This is a genomic window from Micromonospora parathelypteridis (genome assembly GCF_014201145.1).
GTDB lineage: Bacteria > Actinomycetota > Actinomycetes > Mycobacteriales > Micromonosporaceae > Micromonospora > Micromonospora parathelypteridis.
On record NZ_JACHDP010000001.1, the window covers coordinates 3,727,854 to 3,741,695 of the forward strand.

15 protein-coding genes and 1 riboswitch are annotated in these 13,842 nt (G+C 72.2%); of the genes, 8 read left to right on the forward strand and 7 right to left on the reverse strand.

Going from position 1 to position 13,842, the window contains the following annotated elements:
- Nucleotides 1-11 precede the first annotated feature (11 nt).
- A complete protein-coding gene (locus HNR20_RS16815; RefSeq protein WP_184180962.1) occupies nt 12-347 on the reverse strand; it encodes a helix-turn-helix transcriptional regulator in 336 nt (111 codons plus the stop codon).
- A gap of 185 nt (nt 348-532) precedes the next feature.
- Between HNR20_RS16815 and HNR20_RS16820 the strand changes: the two genes are divergently transcribed.
- A complete protein-coding gene (locus HNR20_RS16820) occupies nt 533-1,252 on the forward strand; it encodes a carbonic anhydrase (protein WP_229687008.1) in 720 nt (239 codons plus the stop codon).
- A gap of 57 nt (nt 1,253-1,309) precedes the next feature.
- Here the strand turns inward: HNR20_RS16820 and HNR20_RS16825 are convergent, their stop codons facing one another.
- From HNR20_RS16825 to HNR20_RS16835, 3 genes are all read right to left on the reverse strand, one after another.
- Nucleotides 1,310-2,332 (reverse strand): coiled-coil domain-containing protein, encoded by a 1,023-nt coding sequence (locus HNR20_RS16825; protein WP_184180963.1) that lies wholly within the window; start codon nt 2,330-2,332, stop codon nt 1,310-1,312.
- A 4-nt stretch (nt 2,333-2,336) separates the two neighbouring features.
- Nucleotides 2,337-2,467: riboswitch (cyclic di-AMP (ydaO/yuaA leader) on the reverse strand.
- A 165-nt stretch (nt 2,468-2,632) separates the two neighbouring features.
- Entirely contained in the window at nt 2,633-4,003 is a 1,371-nt protein-coding gene (locus HNR20_RS16830) for a YibE/F family protein (RefSeq protein WP_184180965.1), read from the reverse strand.
- 47 nt (nt 4,004-4,050) lie between these two features.
- Nucleotides 4,051-4,347, reverse strand: coding sequence for a metal-sensitive transcriptional regulator (locus HNR20_RS16835; RefSeq protein WP_184180967.1), 297 nt, complete (start codon nt 4,345-4,347; stop codon nt 4,051-4,053).
- A 97-nt stretch (nt 4,348-4,444) separates the two neighbouring features.
- Here HNR20_RS16835 and HNR20_RS16840 point away from each other — a divergent pair, with 97 nt between their 5' ends.
- The 7 genes from HNR20_RS16840 to HNR20_RS16870 all read left to right on the forward strand — a co-directional run bounded on the left by HNR20_RS16840 (nt 4,445) and on the right by HNR20_RS16870 (nt 10,521).
- Nucleotides 4,445-4,654: a heavy-metal-associated domain-containing protein gene (locus HNR20_RS16840; protein WP_184180969.1), complete on the forward strand. Its 210-nt coding sequence runs from the start codon at nt 4,445-4,447 to the stop codon at nt 4,652-4,654.
- 13 nt (nt 4,655-4,667) lie between these two features.
- Entirely contained in the window at nt 4,668-5,624 is a 957-nt protein-coding gene (locus tag HNR20_RS16845) for a DUF8832 domain-containing protein (protein ID WP_184180971.1), read from the forward strand.
- Nucleotides 5,625-5,636: 12 nt separating this feature from the next.
- Complete coding sequence (locus HNR20_RS16850; protein ID WP_184180973.1) at nt 5,637-7,889, forward strand: heavy metal translocating P-type ATPase; 2,253 nt, start codon at nt 5,637-5,639, stop codon at nt 7,887-7,889.
- 74 nt (nt 7,890-7,963) lie between these two features.
- Nucleotides 7,964-8,137, forward strand: coding sequence for a CsbD family protein (locus tag HNR20_RS16855; protein ID WP_036390803.1), 174 nt, complete (start codon nt 7,964-7,966; stop codon nt 8,135-8,137).
- 163 nt (nt 8,138-8,300) lie between these two features.
- A complete protein-coding gene (locus tag HNR20_RS16860; protein ID WP_184180975.1) occupies nt 8,301-8,648 on the forward strand; it encodes an ArsR/SmtB family transcription factor in 348 nt (115 codons plus the stop codon).
- The gene (locus HNR20_RS16865) at nt 8,645-8,923 is read left to right on the forward strand and encodes a hypothetical protein (RefSeq protein WP_221309826.1); all 279 of its coding nucleotides are present in this window, start codon (nt 8,645-8,647) and stop codon (nt 8,921-8,923) included. Before HNR20_RS16860 ends, HNR20_RS16865 begins: the two co-directional genes overlap by 4 nt.
- A 122-nt stretch (nt 8,924-9,045) precedes the next feature.
- Nucleotides 9,046-10,521, forward strand: a complete 1,476-nt coding sequence (locus HNR20_RS16870) for an alpha/beta hydrolase (RefSeq protein WP_184180976.1) — start codon at nt 9,046-9,048, stop codon at nt 10,519-10,521.
- Between the two features lie 111 nt (nt 10,522-10,632).
- On the opposite strand, the gene HNR20_RS16875 is transcribed toward HNR20_RS16870, so the two are convergent.
- From HNR20_RS16875 to HNR20_RS16885, 3 genes are all read right to left on the reverse strand, one after another.
- A complete protein-coding gene (locus tag HNR20_RS16875; protein WP_184188563.1) occupies nt 10,633-11,847 on the reverse strand; it encodes an RNA polymerase sigma factor in 1,215 nt (404 codons plus the stop codon).
- A 32-nt stretch (nt 11,848-11,879) separates the two neighbouring features.
- Nucleotides 11,880-12,236, reverse strand: a complete 357-nt coding sequence (locus HNR20_RS16880; protein ID WP_221310661.1) for a YciI family protein — start codon at nt 12,234-12,236, stop codon at nt 11,880-11,882.
- Between the two features lie 163 nt (nt 12,237-12,399).
- On the reverse strand, nt 12,400-13,659 hold the full coding sequence (locus HNR20_RS16885; protein ID WP_184180980.1) for a DUF2786 domain-containing protein: 1,260 nt from the start codon (nt 13,657-13,659) through the stop codon (nt 12,400-12,402).
- Nucleotides 13,660-13,842: the final 183 nt, after the last annotated feature.

Sequence of the window (13,842 nt, forward strand, 5' to 3'; positions counted from 1 at the left end):
CGATGAGGGGGTCAGGCCCGAGGGCTGACCTTCGTGGCGGGTGTCGCGGCGAACAGCGCGAGCAGGTCGCCGACCTCGCGGTCGGCCTCGGCGGGGTGCCGGAACCGGCCGGCCGGGTTGAGGGTGTATTCGTTGCGTCGCCCGACGCGGGTGCGGTGCAGGTACCCGCCCGCCTCCAGGTCGGCGACGATCGCCTGCGCGGCCCGTTCGGTCACGCCGACCTCGGCCGCGACATCGCGCAGCCGGGCGGTGGGGTCGCGGGCGATGGCCAGCAGGACGTGCCCGTGGTTGGTGAGGAAGGTCCAGTTCCGCCCGCCGCCGGTGTCGCCCGTCGCAGTGCTCGCCATGGTGTGACCGCCTCTCCGGGTGCGTCGCCCAGGTTCGACCGGGGAGTCAACGTATGAAATCTATATCACGCATACCTTGACGCAACTTACGGTGCGTGTGACGGTGGAGCCCGAGCCAGCGCCCGCCGCCGGCCCGGCCGAAGAGCCGGTTGACCAGGTCAGATGCGTGGAGACGAGGTGCGGGGATGAGTCGTCCCGGAACGCCCGGCGGGCAGCCGGGTCCGCAGCGGAGCGCCGACGGGGCGTCCGCAACCAGCGAGCCGGCCCGGGCGTACGCGGAGTTGACCGCCGGAAACCGGCGCTTCGTCAGCGGCGCCCCACGCCATCCCAATCAGGACGCCGGGCACCGGGCCGCCGTGGCCGACGGACAGCACCCCTTCGCGGTGATCGTCGGCTGCTCCGACTCCCGCCTGGCCGCCGAGATCATCTTTGACCGAGGGCTCGGCGACCTGTTCGTGGTCCGCACGGCAGGGCACACCGCCGGCCCGGAGGTGCTTGGCAGCGTGGAGTACGCGGTGACCGTGCTCGGCACTCCGCTGGTGGTGGTGCTCGGCCACGACTCGTGCGGCGCCGTCCAGGCGGCGCGTGAGTCCGCCGCTACCGGCACTCAACCTCGCGGGCACCTGCGCGCGGTGGTCGACGCCGTGCTGCCCAGCCTGCACCGGGCCGAGGCCGAGGGCGTGGACGACATCGACGGGATCGTCGACATCCACATCGCGCAGACCGTCGAGACGCTGCTCGGGCAGTCGCCCGTGCTGGCCGAGGAGGTGGCGCAGGGTCGGTGCGCGGTGGTGGGGGTGTCATATCGGCTCGCCGCCGGAGTGGTGCGCCCGGTGGCCGCGGTGCCGGCCGGCCTCACGGCGCTCGACGTGCCGAACGTGTCGACCGGTCCGGCCGCCGCGTGACGTGAGGAGGGCCGCTCCGCGCAACGCGGAACGGCCCTCGACGCAAGATCCTGCGGGTCAGAGCAGCGACATGTGGACGTGGTCCGTGTGGTTCGACGGCCCGCTGTACGACTTCCAGCCGGTCGCCGGGAACCAGATCTGCCGGTTCCAGATCACGTAGTAGATGCCCAGCCGGTCGGCGTTACGGATGAGGAACGCTGCGACGTTGTTGCCGTACTTCCGGGTGTCGTCGTTGTGCCACGGCGCGAAGCCGCTCTTCTGCAGCGACCAGTCGCAGGCGCGGCCCTTCGGGTGCTCCCACGGCCCGCCGGAGCGGTAGCAGCCGACGAACCGGTTGAAGCCGGCCCGCTTGACCTCCTTGTACGCGTGCAGCGTGCGGGGCGTGACGCAGCCGGAGGACGTGGTGGGGTCCTTCTCGCTGCACGACTGGGCCTTCCAGTCGCCGTCGGCGGTGCGACCCGGCCCGATCCTGGCGACCGGCGAGGTGGCGTCCACCAGGCCGCCGGTGAAGCCCTTCCCACCGACGAGGGAGAGCGCCTTGTCTGCCTCGCTCTTCCGCTTCGCCATCAGCGCGGTCTGCTTCTGCTGCTCACGGATCTCGGTGTCGAGGGCCAGCTTGGCCTGCTCGGCGCGGGCCTTCACCGCATTGACCTCGGAGAGCTTCTGCTCGTTGACCATGTTCATCTCGTCGAGCGCCGCGGCGCGTTGGACGAACATGTCAGGCGCGTCGCTCTCGAGCAGCATCGCGAGGGCGCCCATCCGGCCGGTCCGATACGACTGGGCGGCGATCTGCCCGACCTGTGGGGTCAGCGCGTCCAGGTCGGCCTTGGCCCGGTTGACCTCCAACGCCAGTTCCAGCTGCCGCTTCTTCGACTTGTCCAACTTCGACTTGGCGGCGGAGTAGTCGCGGTTGGCCTGCTCGATGACGTCGGTGATCAGCTGGGGCTCGTTGTCCTCCTCGTGCCCGGACGGTGTGGGGGTCGTCGGGGCGGCGTGGGCAGGGAGGGGCCCAGCGAGCACGGTCAATGCGGCGATCACGGCCACCACGGGTGTCAGCCAGCGGCGTAGGGGTGCCGTCACAATGTTCCCTTCCGTCGACCGCCGACCGGGTTAGCTGACGGGTTCGGGGCGGAAGTGGCCCCTACCGCTGACGCGGATTCACCCCACGTACCTGGGTCCCCGGTTCGCCGGTTGGCGATTGGGCGGTGGCACCGCAGGCGCCGCTTCGCGCCTTCATCGGTAACCGGCAGCGAGGTTACCCGAGAGTCGACCGACAGAGCTACGCCTGGATGCCGACCAAAAGTGTCTTTTCGTCATAGCGTTGCGTGACCAGTGACGCGGTTCTCAGGTTCGTGGCTCATCTGGTCACGCTGCGGAGTTTCACCATGCCGGATCCGTGCCCGTGCGCGACTCCGGCCATCGTCCGGTGACGGAGGGTGGGGGCGGGGTGTGCGCCTGATCCGGGTCGTCGGAGTGCCCCGTTCGCGGTGCGATGAGCGCGGCGAGTGCCTCCGCGCGGTCCGGCTGGGGCCGCGAGGCGGGACCGTCGGCGGACGGCGTGGCAGCGGTGCGCCCAGCGGCGGTCACCACCGCGGCCAGCCCGGTGGTCAACGGCACGGCGGCGATCAGACCGAGTGTGGCCACCGCGCTGCGGACGATCTCCTGCGCGAGGAACTCACTCGTGAGGAGCTGCCCGACCGGCCGCGAGTCGGCGGTGATCAGGAGCAGCAGGGGCAGCGACGCGCCCGCGTACGCCAGCACGATGGTGTTGACAGTGGAGGCGATGTGCGCGCGGCCGACCCGGGTGGCCGCACGGTACAGCTGCAACCGGGTCAGCCCGGGGTTGGCGTTCGCCAGCTCGGTGACGGTGGCCGCTTGGGTGACCGTGACGTCGTCGAGCACCCCGAGTGATCCGATGATGATCCCGGCGAGCAGCAGACCGTGCAGGTCCACGTCGCCCTGAAACATCGACAGGGTGGTGGCCTCTTCGCTGCCGAAGCCGGTGAGGTGTGTCGCGGCCGTGGCGATGGTGGCGAGCACCCCGGTCAGCACCAGGCTGCCCAGGGTGCCGAGTACCGCGACCGAGGTCTGCGCGGTGACCCCGTGCGTCAGATAGAGCACCACGAACATGATCAGGGCCGCGCCGACCACCGCCACCAGCAGTGGTGACTTGCCCGCGCCGATGCCTGGCAGCACGAACGTGAGCAGGATGCCGAAGGTGGCGGCCAGCCCGGCGAGCGCGGCCAGACCCCGCCACCGACCGAACGCGACGATCGCGGCCGCGAAGACCACCGCCAGCCACACCATCGGCGTGCCGCGCTGGTGCTCGGCGATGTTCCAGTTGCTGGTGGTCGGATCGGTCGGATCGGTCAGCTCGACCAGGATGACCTCGTCGCCAACCTCGACCCGAGGTGCGCCCGGTCCGTCGGGCACCGGCGTCCGCACCTGCTGGCCGGCGGTCGGCCCGTCGTCCACCCGGACGTCGACCGTGCCGCATCGCTCGCCGCCGGCGCTCGGTGTGCCTTCGGGGGTCGACGCCACCGGTGGGCACGGCTCGGTCACCACCCGGGTGACTGTGCCGGGATAGCGCGGCACGTCCGCACCACCATCGGTCTGCGGTGACCCGCCCCGCGGCCAAAGGAGCACCGCGGCCAGCACGGTGGCGACGAAGAGCGGCACCACCGTCAGGACGAGGATCCGTCGTACCCGCGGTGGGGCGGGTGGAGCGGGGTGGGCGTGGTCAGAACCCAAGGCGGGAAACTCCCAACGATCCGGTACGGGTCAGCGGGCCGGGGGCGTCAGCCGCGCTTCATCAGTCGGCCGACCGCCGCCATCATCTCGGAGGCCATCTCGTCGGCCCGACCCTCGGCCGCCCCCTCGTGCATGCAGTGCCGGGCGTGCCCGTCGAGCAGCCCCAGCGCCACCTTGTCGAGCGCGGCCTGGATCGCGGAGATCTGGGTGAGCACGTCGATGCAGTAGCGGTCGTCGTCGACCATCTTCTCGATGCCACGGACCTGCCCCTCGACTCGGCGGAGCCGCGCGAGCAGCTGGTCCTTGCTGGCGGTGTAGCCGCGGATCGGGGTGGGAGAGGTCATGGCGACCAGGATAACCTACCCCTGGGGGGTATGGTACGGTGCACTTCCTAATGGGATACCCCCACCGGGTACCGGTACCGCTTAGGGAGACGATCCGATGGTCAACACGACTTACCAGGTGCAGGGCATGACCTGTGGGCACTGCGTCAGCGCGGTGAGCGCCGAGGTGGGTGCCATCGCGGGCGTGCGTGACGTGCAGGTCGACCTCGCGGCCGGCCGGGTCACCGTCAGCAGCGACCAACCGCTGGACGTGCAGGTCGTCCGGGCCGCTGTCGACGAGGCCGGCTACGACCTCGTCGACGCGTGAGCCGGGGGCCGGCATGCGCACGGTGACGAGACTGGCCGCGTTCGCTGTCGGCCTCGCGGCGGTCTTCACCACGACGTACGGGATCGGTCGGGTGGTCGACCGCAGCCCCGTCGTCGAGGGTCGGCACGACGGCGCTGCCACCCACCCGGCGGGAGGGTCCGACGAGGCGGTCGACCGGCTCCCCGGCGGCCTGCTCGTCTCCGACCGCGGCTACACCCTCGACCCGGTCGACGCCCCGGCCGAGGAATTGGCGTTCCGGATCACCGGGCCGGACGGCCACCCGGTGACCCGGTACGACGTGGCGCACGACAAGCAGATGCACCTGATCGTCGTCCGGCGGGACCTCTCCGGTTTCCGCCATGTGCACCCCGACCTGGCCCCCGACGGCACCTGGCGGGTCGACACCCCACTGGCCGGCCCGGGGCAGTGGCGGGCGTTCGCCGACTTCACCCCGACCGGCGGTGAGCCGCTGACCCTCGGCGTGGACGTGACCGTCCCCGGTGAGCTGACCGAACGGCCGTTGCCCGCCCCGGCGACCAGCACCACCGTCGACGGCTACACGGTCACCCTGACCGGCGCCCCGCAGCCCGGCCGCACGTCGCCGCTCACCCTCACCATCAGCCGGAACGGGCAACCGGTCACCGACCTGGAGCCCTACCTGGGCGCGTACGGACACCTGGTGGCACTGCGCCGAGGTGACCTCGCATACCTGCACGTGCACCCGGACGGGACGCCGGGCGACGGGCGGACCCGACCCGGCCCGGCCGTCACCTTCCTCGCCGAGGTGCCCTCGGCTGGCAGCTACCGGCTCTACCTCGACTTCCGGCACGGCGGAGCGGTGCACACCGCCGAGTTCACCGTCAGCACCGGCACCCCGCCGGCCGACGCCCCGCCGACCGGAAGCAACCCGAGCGGACCCGCGCCGACCGGGGATGCCGATCACGGCACCCCCGGGCACGGGCACAACTGACGGGACCAGACGATGACCACCACCAGCAGACCGCTGCCCGAGGCGCCGAACCGGATCGAGTTGGCGATCGGCGGGATGACCTGCGCCGCCTGCGCCGCCCGGATCGAGAAGAAGCTCAACCGGATGGACGGGGTGAGCGCCACCGTCAACTACGCCACCGAGAAGGCGACCGTCCGCTACACCGACGGCGTCACGCCGGACGACCTGATCGAGACCGTGCAGAAGACCGGCTACACGGCCGCGCTGCCGGCCCCGCCGACCGCCGAGCCGGCGGCGGATCCGCTGAAGGGCCCGCGTACCCGGCTCTGGGTCTCGGTGGCACTGAGCGTGCCGGTGGTCCTGCTGGCCATGGTCCCCGCCTGGCAGTTCGACTACTGGCAGTGGCTGTCGCTGACCCTGGCCGCCCCGGTGGTGGTCTGGGGTGGGCTGCCGTTCCACCGGGCCGCCTGGACGAACCTGCGGCACGGCGCGGCAACCATGGACACGCTGGTCTCGCTCGGCACCCTGGCCGCGTTCGGCTGGTCGCTCTGGGCGCTCTTCTTCGGTGACGCCGGCATGCCGGGGATGACGCACCCGTTCCGCTTCGACATCACCCGCACCGACGGCGCCGGCAACATCTATCTGGAGGCCGCCGCCGGGGTGACCGTGTTCATCCTGGCCGGCCGTTACTTCGAGGCGCGATCCAAGCGGACCGCCGGTGCGGCCCTGCGCGCCCTGCTCGAACTGGGCGCCAAGGAGGTGGCGGTGCTGCGCGACGGGGTGGAGACCCTGATCCCCGTGGACCGGCTCGCCGTCGGTGACCGGTTCGTGGTCCGCCCCGGGGAGAAGATCGCCACCGACGGCGTGGTCGACGAGGGCACCTCCGCCGTCGACGCCAGCATGCTCACCGGTGAGTCGGTGCCGGTCGAGGTCGGCCCGGGCGACGGCGTGGTCGGCGCCACCATCAACGCGGGCGGGCGGCTGGTCGTCAGCGCCACCCGGGTCGGCGCGGACACCCAGCTCGCCCGGATGGCCGACCTGGTCGAGCAGGCGCAGAGCGGCAAGGCGGCCGTGCAGCGGCTGGCGGATCGGATCTCCGGCGTCTTCGTGCCGATCGTCATCACGTTGGCCGTCGGCACGCTCGGCTGGTGGCTCGGCACCGGGGCCGGTCCGACCGCGGCGTTCACCGCCGCCGTGGCCGTACTGATCATCGCCTGCCCGTGCGCGCTCGGCCTGGCCACCCCGACCGCGCTGCTGGTCGGCACCGGCCGGGGTGCCCAGCTCGGTGTGCTGATCAAGGGGCCGGAGGTGCTGGAGTCGACCCGCCGGGTGGAGACCGTGGTGCTGGACAAGACCGGCACCGTCACGACCGGCCGGATGACCCTGGTGGACGTGGTGCCGGCGAGCGGCGAGGACCGGGCCGAGCTGCTCCGGCTCGCCGGGGCGGTGGAGGCCGCCTCCGAGCACCCGATCGCCCGAGCGGTCGCGGCGGGTGCCTCCGAGGCGGGGTCGCTGGCCCCCGTGACGGGCTTCACCAACCTCGAAGGGCTGGGGGTGACGGGCACGGTCGACGGGCGGGTCGTGCTGGTCGGTCGGGCCCGGCTGCTGCGTGAGCGCGAGATCGACGTGCCGCCGGAGGTCGAGCGGGCCGTCAGCGAAGCGGAGGCCGCTGGTCGTACGGCGATCGTCGCGGCCTGGGACGGACGCGCCCGGGGTGTGCTCGCGGTCGCCGACGTGGTTCGGCCGACCAGCCGGGCGGCGGTGGCCCGGCTGCGGGCGCTGGGGCTCACCCCGGTCCTGCTGACCGGGGACAACACCACCGTGGCTCGCGCGATCGCCGCCGAGGTGGGCATCGACGAGGTGATCGCCGAGGTGCTGCCGGCCGGAAAGGTCGACGTGGTCAAGCGGCTGCAGGCGCAGGGGCGGTCGGTGGCGATGGTCGGTGACGGGGTCAACGACGCCCCGGCACTGGCCCAGGCCGACCTGGGGCTGGCCATGGGCACCGGCACCGATGTCGCGATCGAGGCGTCCGACCTCACCCTCGTCCGGGGCGACCTGGACGCGGCCGTGGACGCCATCCGGCTGTCCCGACGCACGCTCGGCATCATCCGGGGCAACCTGTTCTGGGCGTTCGGTTACAACGTGGCGGCCCTGCCGCTGGCCGCCGCCGGTCTGCTCAACCCGATGATCGCTGGCGCAACGATGGCGCTGTCCTCGGTCTTCGTGGTGGCCAACAGTCTGCGGCTGCGCCGGTTCCGTCCGGCTGCCGGCGATCGCGGACTGTGACGGCGGTAATGGTTGGACCGGCGTCGGCGGGGGTACTGCTGGTGTTGTAGCGACGCTTGCAATGGAGGTTGGCAATGGGTATCGACGACAAGATCAACAACGCCACCGAGGACGCGACCGGCAAGCTGAAGGAAGGCGCTGGTCGCGCCACCGATAACGAGCAGCTCGAGGCCGAGGGTCGCGCAGACCAGTCCACGGCCAAGCTCAAGCAGGCGGGCGAGAAGATCAAGGACGCCTTCAAGAGCTGACGTACGACGTAACCCGCGCGCCGGGCCGGTGATCATTCACCGGCCCGGCGTTCTGTGTGTCCGGCCCTGCGGGTGACCCTGAGAACCCCCTGATTCCGCCATCGACCCCCACCGCCACGCGCCGATACCTGCTAACTTCCTTTGGCATGTGCGAGGGCCGGTTATGAGCAGCGCTTCACCGCTGACCGGTGACGACCTGGTCCGGGTGCTGGCGTCGCTGGCCAACCCGCACCGGCTGCGGGTCATCGCCGCGCTGGCCCGCGAGCGTGCCTACGTCAGCGGGCTGGCCCGGCAACTGGGCATCAGCCGAGCGCTGTTGCAGGTCCACCTACGAAAGCTGGCAGCGGCCGGGCTGGTCACCGCCAGCCTGGAGTTGTCGGAGGACGGGAAGGCCATGAACTACTACGAGGTGGAGCCGTTCGTGCTCACACTCACCCCCGAGGTCATCGCGGCGGCGGTCGAGACGCTGACCGTGCCCGACTCGGCCGAGCAACCAGGAGCGGACCGATGACCGGAATGAGCGACCACGACTGGACCGAGGTGGTCGGCGCGATCGGGATCTTCGCCCTGCTGATCAGCGTGTTCACGGTGACCGTCGTCCAGTTTGCCAAGACCCGGCGGGCCCGGCTCGAGTCGGCCCGCGCGGACGACTACCGCCGGCTCGCCGAGACGGCCGCTCAGGCCCAGGCGGAGAACGCCCGACTGCTCGCCGCGATGGATGGCCGACTGGGCGGGATGGAGACCCGCATGTCCACGGTCGAACGCGTCCTGAGCGACGTCGACTGACCCCGGCGACGAAGGTCCCGGGCCGTCGAGCGGCTACTCGACGGCCCGGGTGGAAGCAGCATCACCTCGCCCAGTGGGCGAGTTTCACCGGTAACGCTCCTTCACGGAGAGGACAGCACCTCATGCTGCGCGTACGCAAATCTGCCGTCGGCTGGGCGGTCGCCCTGGCCCTCACGGCCACCGGCCTGACCCCGGCGAGCCCGGCCGTCGCTCGGCCACAGCCCGGCCCGACGATCGACTGGCGGCCCTGCGCCACGGACGCCACCGCCGAGTGCGGCACCCTGTCGCTGCCGGTGGACTGGAACCGACCCCGGGGTGAGCGCTTCGACCTGGCGCTGGCTCGCCGGGTCGCCACCGATCGGGCCGCCCGGAAAGGTTCGCTGGTCTTCGGCCCTGGCGGGCCGGGCGACAGTGGAGTCGACCGGGTGGTGAACGGCAGCTCCCGGTTCAGCGCCGACCTGCGCCGCCGATTCGACATCGTCAGCTTCGACCCGCGCGGCACCGGGGGCAGTCACCCGGTGGTCTGTTCCCGGGACCTGCTCTCCCGGCAACCGCAACTGATCGCGGACCAGGCTCAGTTCGACGCCACACTGGCCGGCAACGCTCTGCTGCGCGCCGACTGCCGGGCCCGTACCGGGCCGCTCTACGACCACGTGGACACGACAAGCGCCGCCCACGACCTGGACGCGATCCGCGCCGCACTTGGCGAGCGGCAGTTGACCTACCACGGCAGCTCGTACGGCACCCTGCTCGGCGAGCGGTACGCCGAGTTGTACCCCGACCGGGTCCGCGCCATGGTGCTGGAGGCCGCGATGGACCACAGCGGCGACACCCGCGCGTTCCTCGACAGCCAGGCGGTCACCGCGGAGGGCGCGTTCGACGAGTTCGTGGCCTGGTGTGACCGGTCCAGCGCCTGTGTCCTGCACGGACGGGACTTCCGGGCGATCTGGGCCGGGCTGCGTACGCGGGCCGAGCGCGGCACGCTGACCGATCCGAAGCGGCCCGGGGTCGTGCTGACCCCGTTCGAGTTGACCCGACTCACCCACAAGGAGTTCTACGACACCTGGCGGTGGCCAGGGCTGGCCGAGTGGCTCGGCGCGATGGACGCCTCCGCCGCGCCGACCACCACGCTCTCGGCCGACGTCAGCCCGACCGCCGACGCCGTCGCGTCGTACCCCTTCGCGGTCTTCTGCCAGGACTGGAGCCTGCCCGTCCGCGACTACCGCGAGTACGCCGGACATCTGCGCCGGGTGGCCCGACTCGCGCCCGACCTGCGCTACCCGACGGCGCTGTTCGCCCTCGCGACCTGCCTGGGCACGCCGCAGCCGGTCGCCAACCCGCAGCACCGCCTGCGGGTCCGCACCGCCGTGCCGTTGCTGGTCGCCGCCACCGTGCACGACCCGGCCAGCGGGTACGACTGGGCCACCACCGTGGCACGGCAGTTGGGCAGGCACGGCGTGCTGCTCACCTATCGGGGGTGGGGGCACGGCAGCTACACCACCAGCCCTTGTATGGGGCGGGCTGTCGACTCCTACCTGATCGACGAGGTGGTGCCTGCCCGCGGCACCAGCTGCCCGGCCGTCGAACCCGAAGTCTGACCGTCGGCCGCCGGGCGGGTCAGTCCCGCCCGGCGGCCGATCGCCCGCGGTGCTGTCCGCGAGAGTGGCCGACGATCAGCAGGGTGCCGCTCCGGCCCGACCGTCGTCGAGTCATCGCCCCGTCAGTCGGGCGGCCTTCAGCTCCAGGTATCGCTGCTCAGGCAGGCTGGTCGTGCCGCGTGCCGCCGCGAGGTACGCCTCCCGCGCCGCGCCGGCCTCCCCGGCCAGCTCCAACAGGTGAGCCCGGACGGCGGCGAGCCGGTGGTGGCCGGCGGTGCGCTCGTCGGCGTCCAGCGACGTGAGCAGGGCGAGACCGGCCCGTGGCCCGTCCACCATGGCGACCGCCACCGCCTGGTTGAGGGTGACCATCGGATTCGGCGCGATCCGGGCCAGCAGCCGGTACAGCGCGACGATCTGCCGCCAGTCCGTCGTCGCCGCCGTCGGCGCCTCGGCGTGCACCGCGGCGATCGCCGCCTGAAGCTGGTACGGGCCGGGCGGCGACCACGTCAACGCCTCGGTGATCAGCGCGATCCCCTCCGCGATGGCGGCGTCGTCCCACCGGGTGCGGTCCTGCTCGGCCAGCGGCACCAACTCCCCGTCCGGGCCGAGCCGAGCCGCCCGGTGCGCGTCGGTGAGCAGCATCAGTGCCAGTAAACCGGCCACCTCGCCGTCGTCGGGCAGCAGCCCGTGCAGGATGCGGGCCAGCCGGATCGCCTCCCCGGTCAACTCGGCCCGGTGCAGATCCGGCCCGCTCGACGCGGTGTACCCCTCATTGAAGATCAGGTAGAGCACCCGGAGCACCGTGCGCAGCCGCTCGTCCCGCTCACCCGGCTCGGGCATGGTGAACCGAGCCCCAGCGGCCTCGATCCGCTGCTTGGCCCGGCGGATCCGCTGGCTCATCGTCGCCTCCGGCACCAGGTGGGCCCGAGCGATCTGGGCGGTGCTGAGGCCGCCGACCGCGCGCAGGGTCAGCGTCACCTGCGCCGATCCGGTCAGCGCCGGGTGGCAGCAGAGGAACAGCAGAGTGAGGGTGTCGTCGGCGTCCGCCGCCGCCGGCTCCGCGTCGGCCGGCGGCACCACCCCGGCGTACGCCGGCTCGCGCAGCGCCACCGCCACCTCGCGGTCCCGGCGAGCGCTCTCGCTGCGCCACTCGTCGGTGAGCCGTCGGGTGGCCACGGTGAGCAGCCAGGCGCGCGGATTGTCCGGTACGCCCTGGCCGGGCCACTGCGTCGCAGCAGCCAGCAGCGCCTCCTGGACCGCGTCCTCGCACCTGTCGAACTGGCCGTACCGGCGGACCAGCAGGCCGAGGACCTGCGGCGCGAGCATGCGCAGCAGATCCTCGACCGTGCGGTCGTCGGTCACATCTCCGTCCCGGCCTCGTCCATGATCGGCCGGACCTCCATCGCGCCGCCGTAGCGCACGTCCGGCCAGCGGGCGGCGATCTCGGCGGCCCGCTGCGGGCTGTCGCAGTCGACGGCCAGGTAACCGGCGAACTGCTCCTTGCTCTCCATGAACGGGCCGTCGAGAACCTCGGGGTTGCCGTCCACGAGCCGCACCGTCAACGTCTGCGACGGGTTGGCCAACGCCTGGCCGCCGATCAGCTCGCCGGTCTCGGTCAGCTCCTTCATGATCTCGTCGACCTCGCCGAACAGGGCGGTACGGTCCTGCTCGGTCAACTCCTCGGTGAAGCCGGGACGGTTCCAGATCAGCAGCATGTACTTCACGACGAAATCTCCTCAAGCCTTGGTCGCACCCCGGCCGGGGTGCGGCTCACCGGAAGGTCGGAGCCGACACCCCGTTCCCTACCGCGTACCGAAGAAAATCGCAGAAAGTTGCGCCAGCGGTGGTGCCATGCCGGTCGGGTCAGCTTCGGTCGGGTCAGGGCCGGTCGGGTCGGCCGGGCACCTGTCGGGGCTTGCGCCCGCCGCCGACCTCCAACGACGCGCGGTCGGCGGCCGAGGTGCCGGACGACCAACCCTCGGCGTCGCGGACGCTGAGCCGGTGTCGGGTCACCCCGGGGAAGAGCGTGTCCAACCGCTCCCGGACCGCCTCGCCCCGCGCGGCGAGCACCGGCAACAACCGCTCCGCCCCGGCCGTCTCGGCCGCCGCCTGGTCCGCCGCGTTGGTCGCCGCCTCGGTGGCCGCACGTAGCCGCTCGCCGATCCGCAGCGCGAACGCGTTGAGGAAGGACTCGTCCCAGACCTTCGTCCGACGCCCCGACCCGGCCCGTCGTTCGGCGCGACCGCGCAGCATCGCGGCGGTGGCCTGCACCAGCAGCGACGTGTAGAGCAACTCCACCGCCACCAGATCGGCCGGCCAGCCCAGCACGGTCGCGAAGCCGAGATCGTCGGACCACACCGCCTCGCACCGGTTCGCCGCCGCCACCTCCTGCACCAACAGCGCCTTGGCCCCCGCGTACGGGGTGTCGGTGCTCAGGCGTACCCCGCCGGGGAGGTCGCCGCGCTCCGACCCGGCGGCCAGCAACGCCTCGTCGATGCTGTGCCGGGCGATCAGCTCCTGTGCCTTCCCGGTCAGCGCCTCCGCCTCGGCCGGGAAGGTCGTCGACTCGGCCTTGGCCAGCAGCGCCCGTACCCGATCCAGCATCGGCGACCCGCTGCGGGTACCGGCCGGTCGGGCGGTCGCCGCGCCGGTCGTGCCCGGTGGTGGGCGCAGCACCGCGATCGGCGGAAGGCTCTCCACCAGCGCGAGGACGTCCACCGCCGCACGGAGCGCGTCGGCCCGGTCCAGCGCCTCCCGTACCGACCAGGAGGCCAGCACGTTCTCGTCGTCCGCCCGCACCTCGGTGACCAACCCGCGCAACTGCTCGTCGAACCAGGCCGGGACCGGATCCGACTGCTCGCGCCGCTGGACGGCCATCGTCTCGCGGACCAGCCGCGCCGCGCGGGCGTCGAGCCGCCGGCTGGTGATCCGGTCCACGTCGGCCGGCTGCCAGCCGCGCGGCCAGAGCCGCCCCAGGCCGCGAACCAGGCGACGCAGCAGAGCGGCATCCACCGCCGTGGTGCCGTCCGCCGCGCCGGTGCCGACCATCAGTTGGTCCAGCTGTCGTTCGGCCTGCCGTACGTCAGTGCCGCGCACCGCCGCGAGCGCGTTGGCGACGAGTTCGTCCGCGTCCGGCACGGGCACCTCCTCCACTTCTCCGCTGTCTGCGCAGACTCCGCTGCCCCTTCAGGCTCCATGATCATGCCGCGAGCCGTGCGGGAGTCGCGAAACGGGGATGTCACGCCCCGCCCGGTCGCGCCCGACTACGGATCCCGCCTTGATCAACACAAGATCGCGGATGGTGCGGTATCTGGCCTGCTG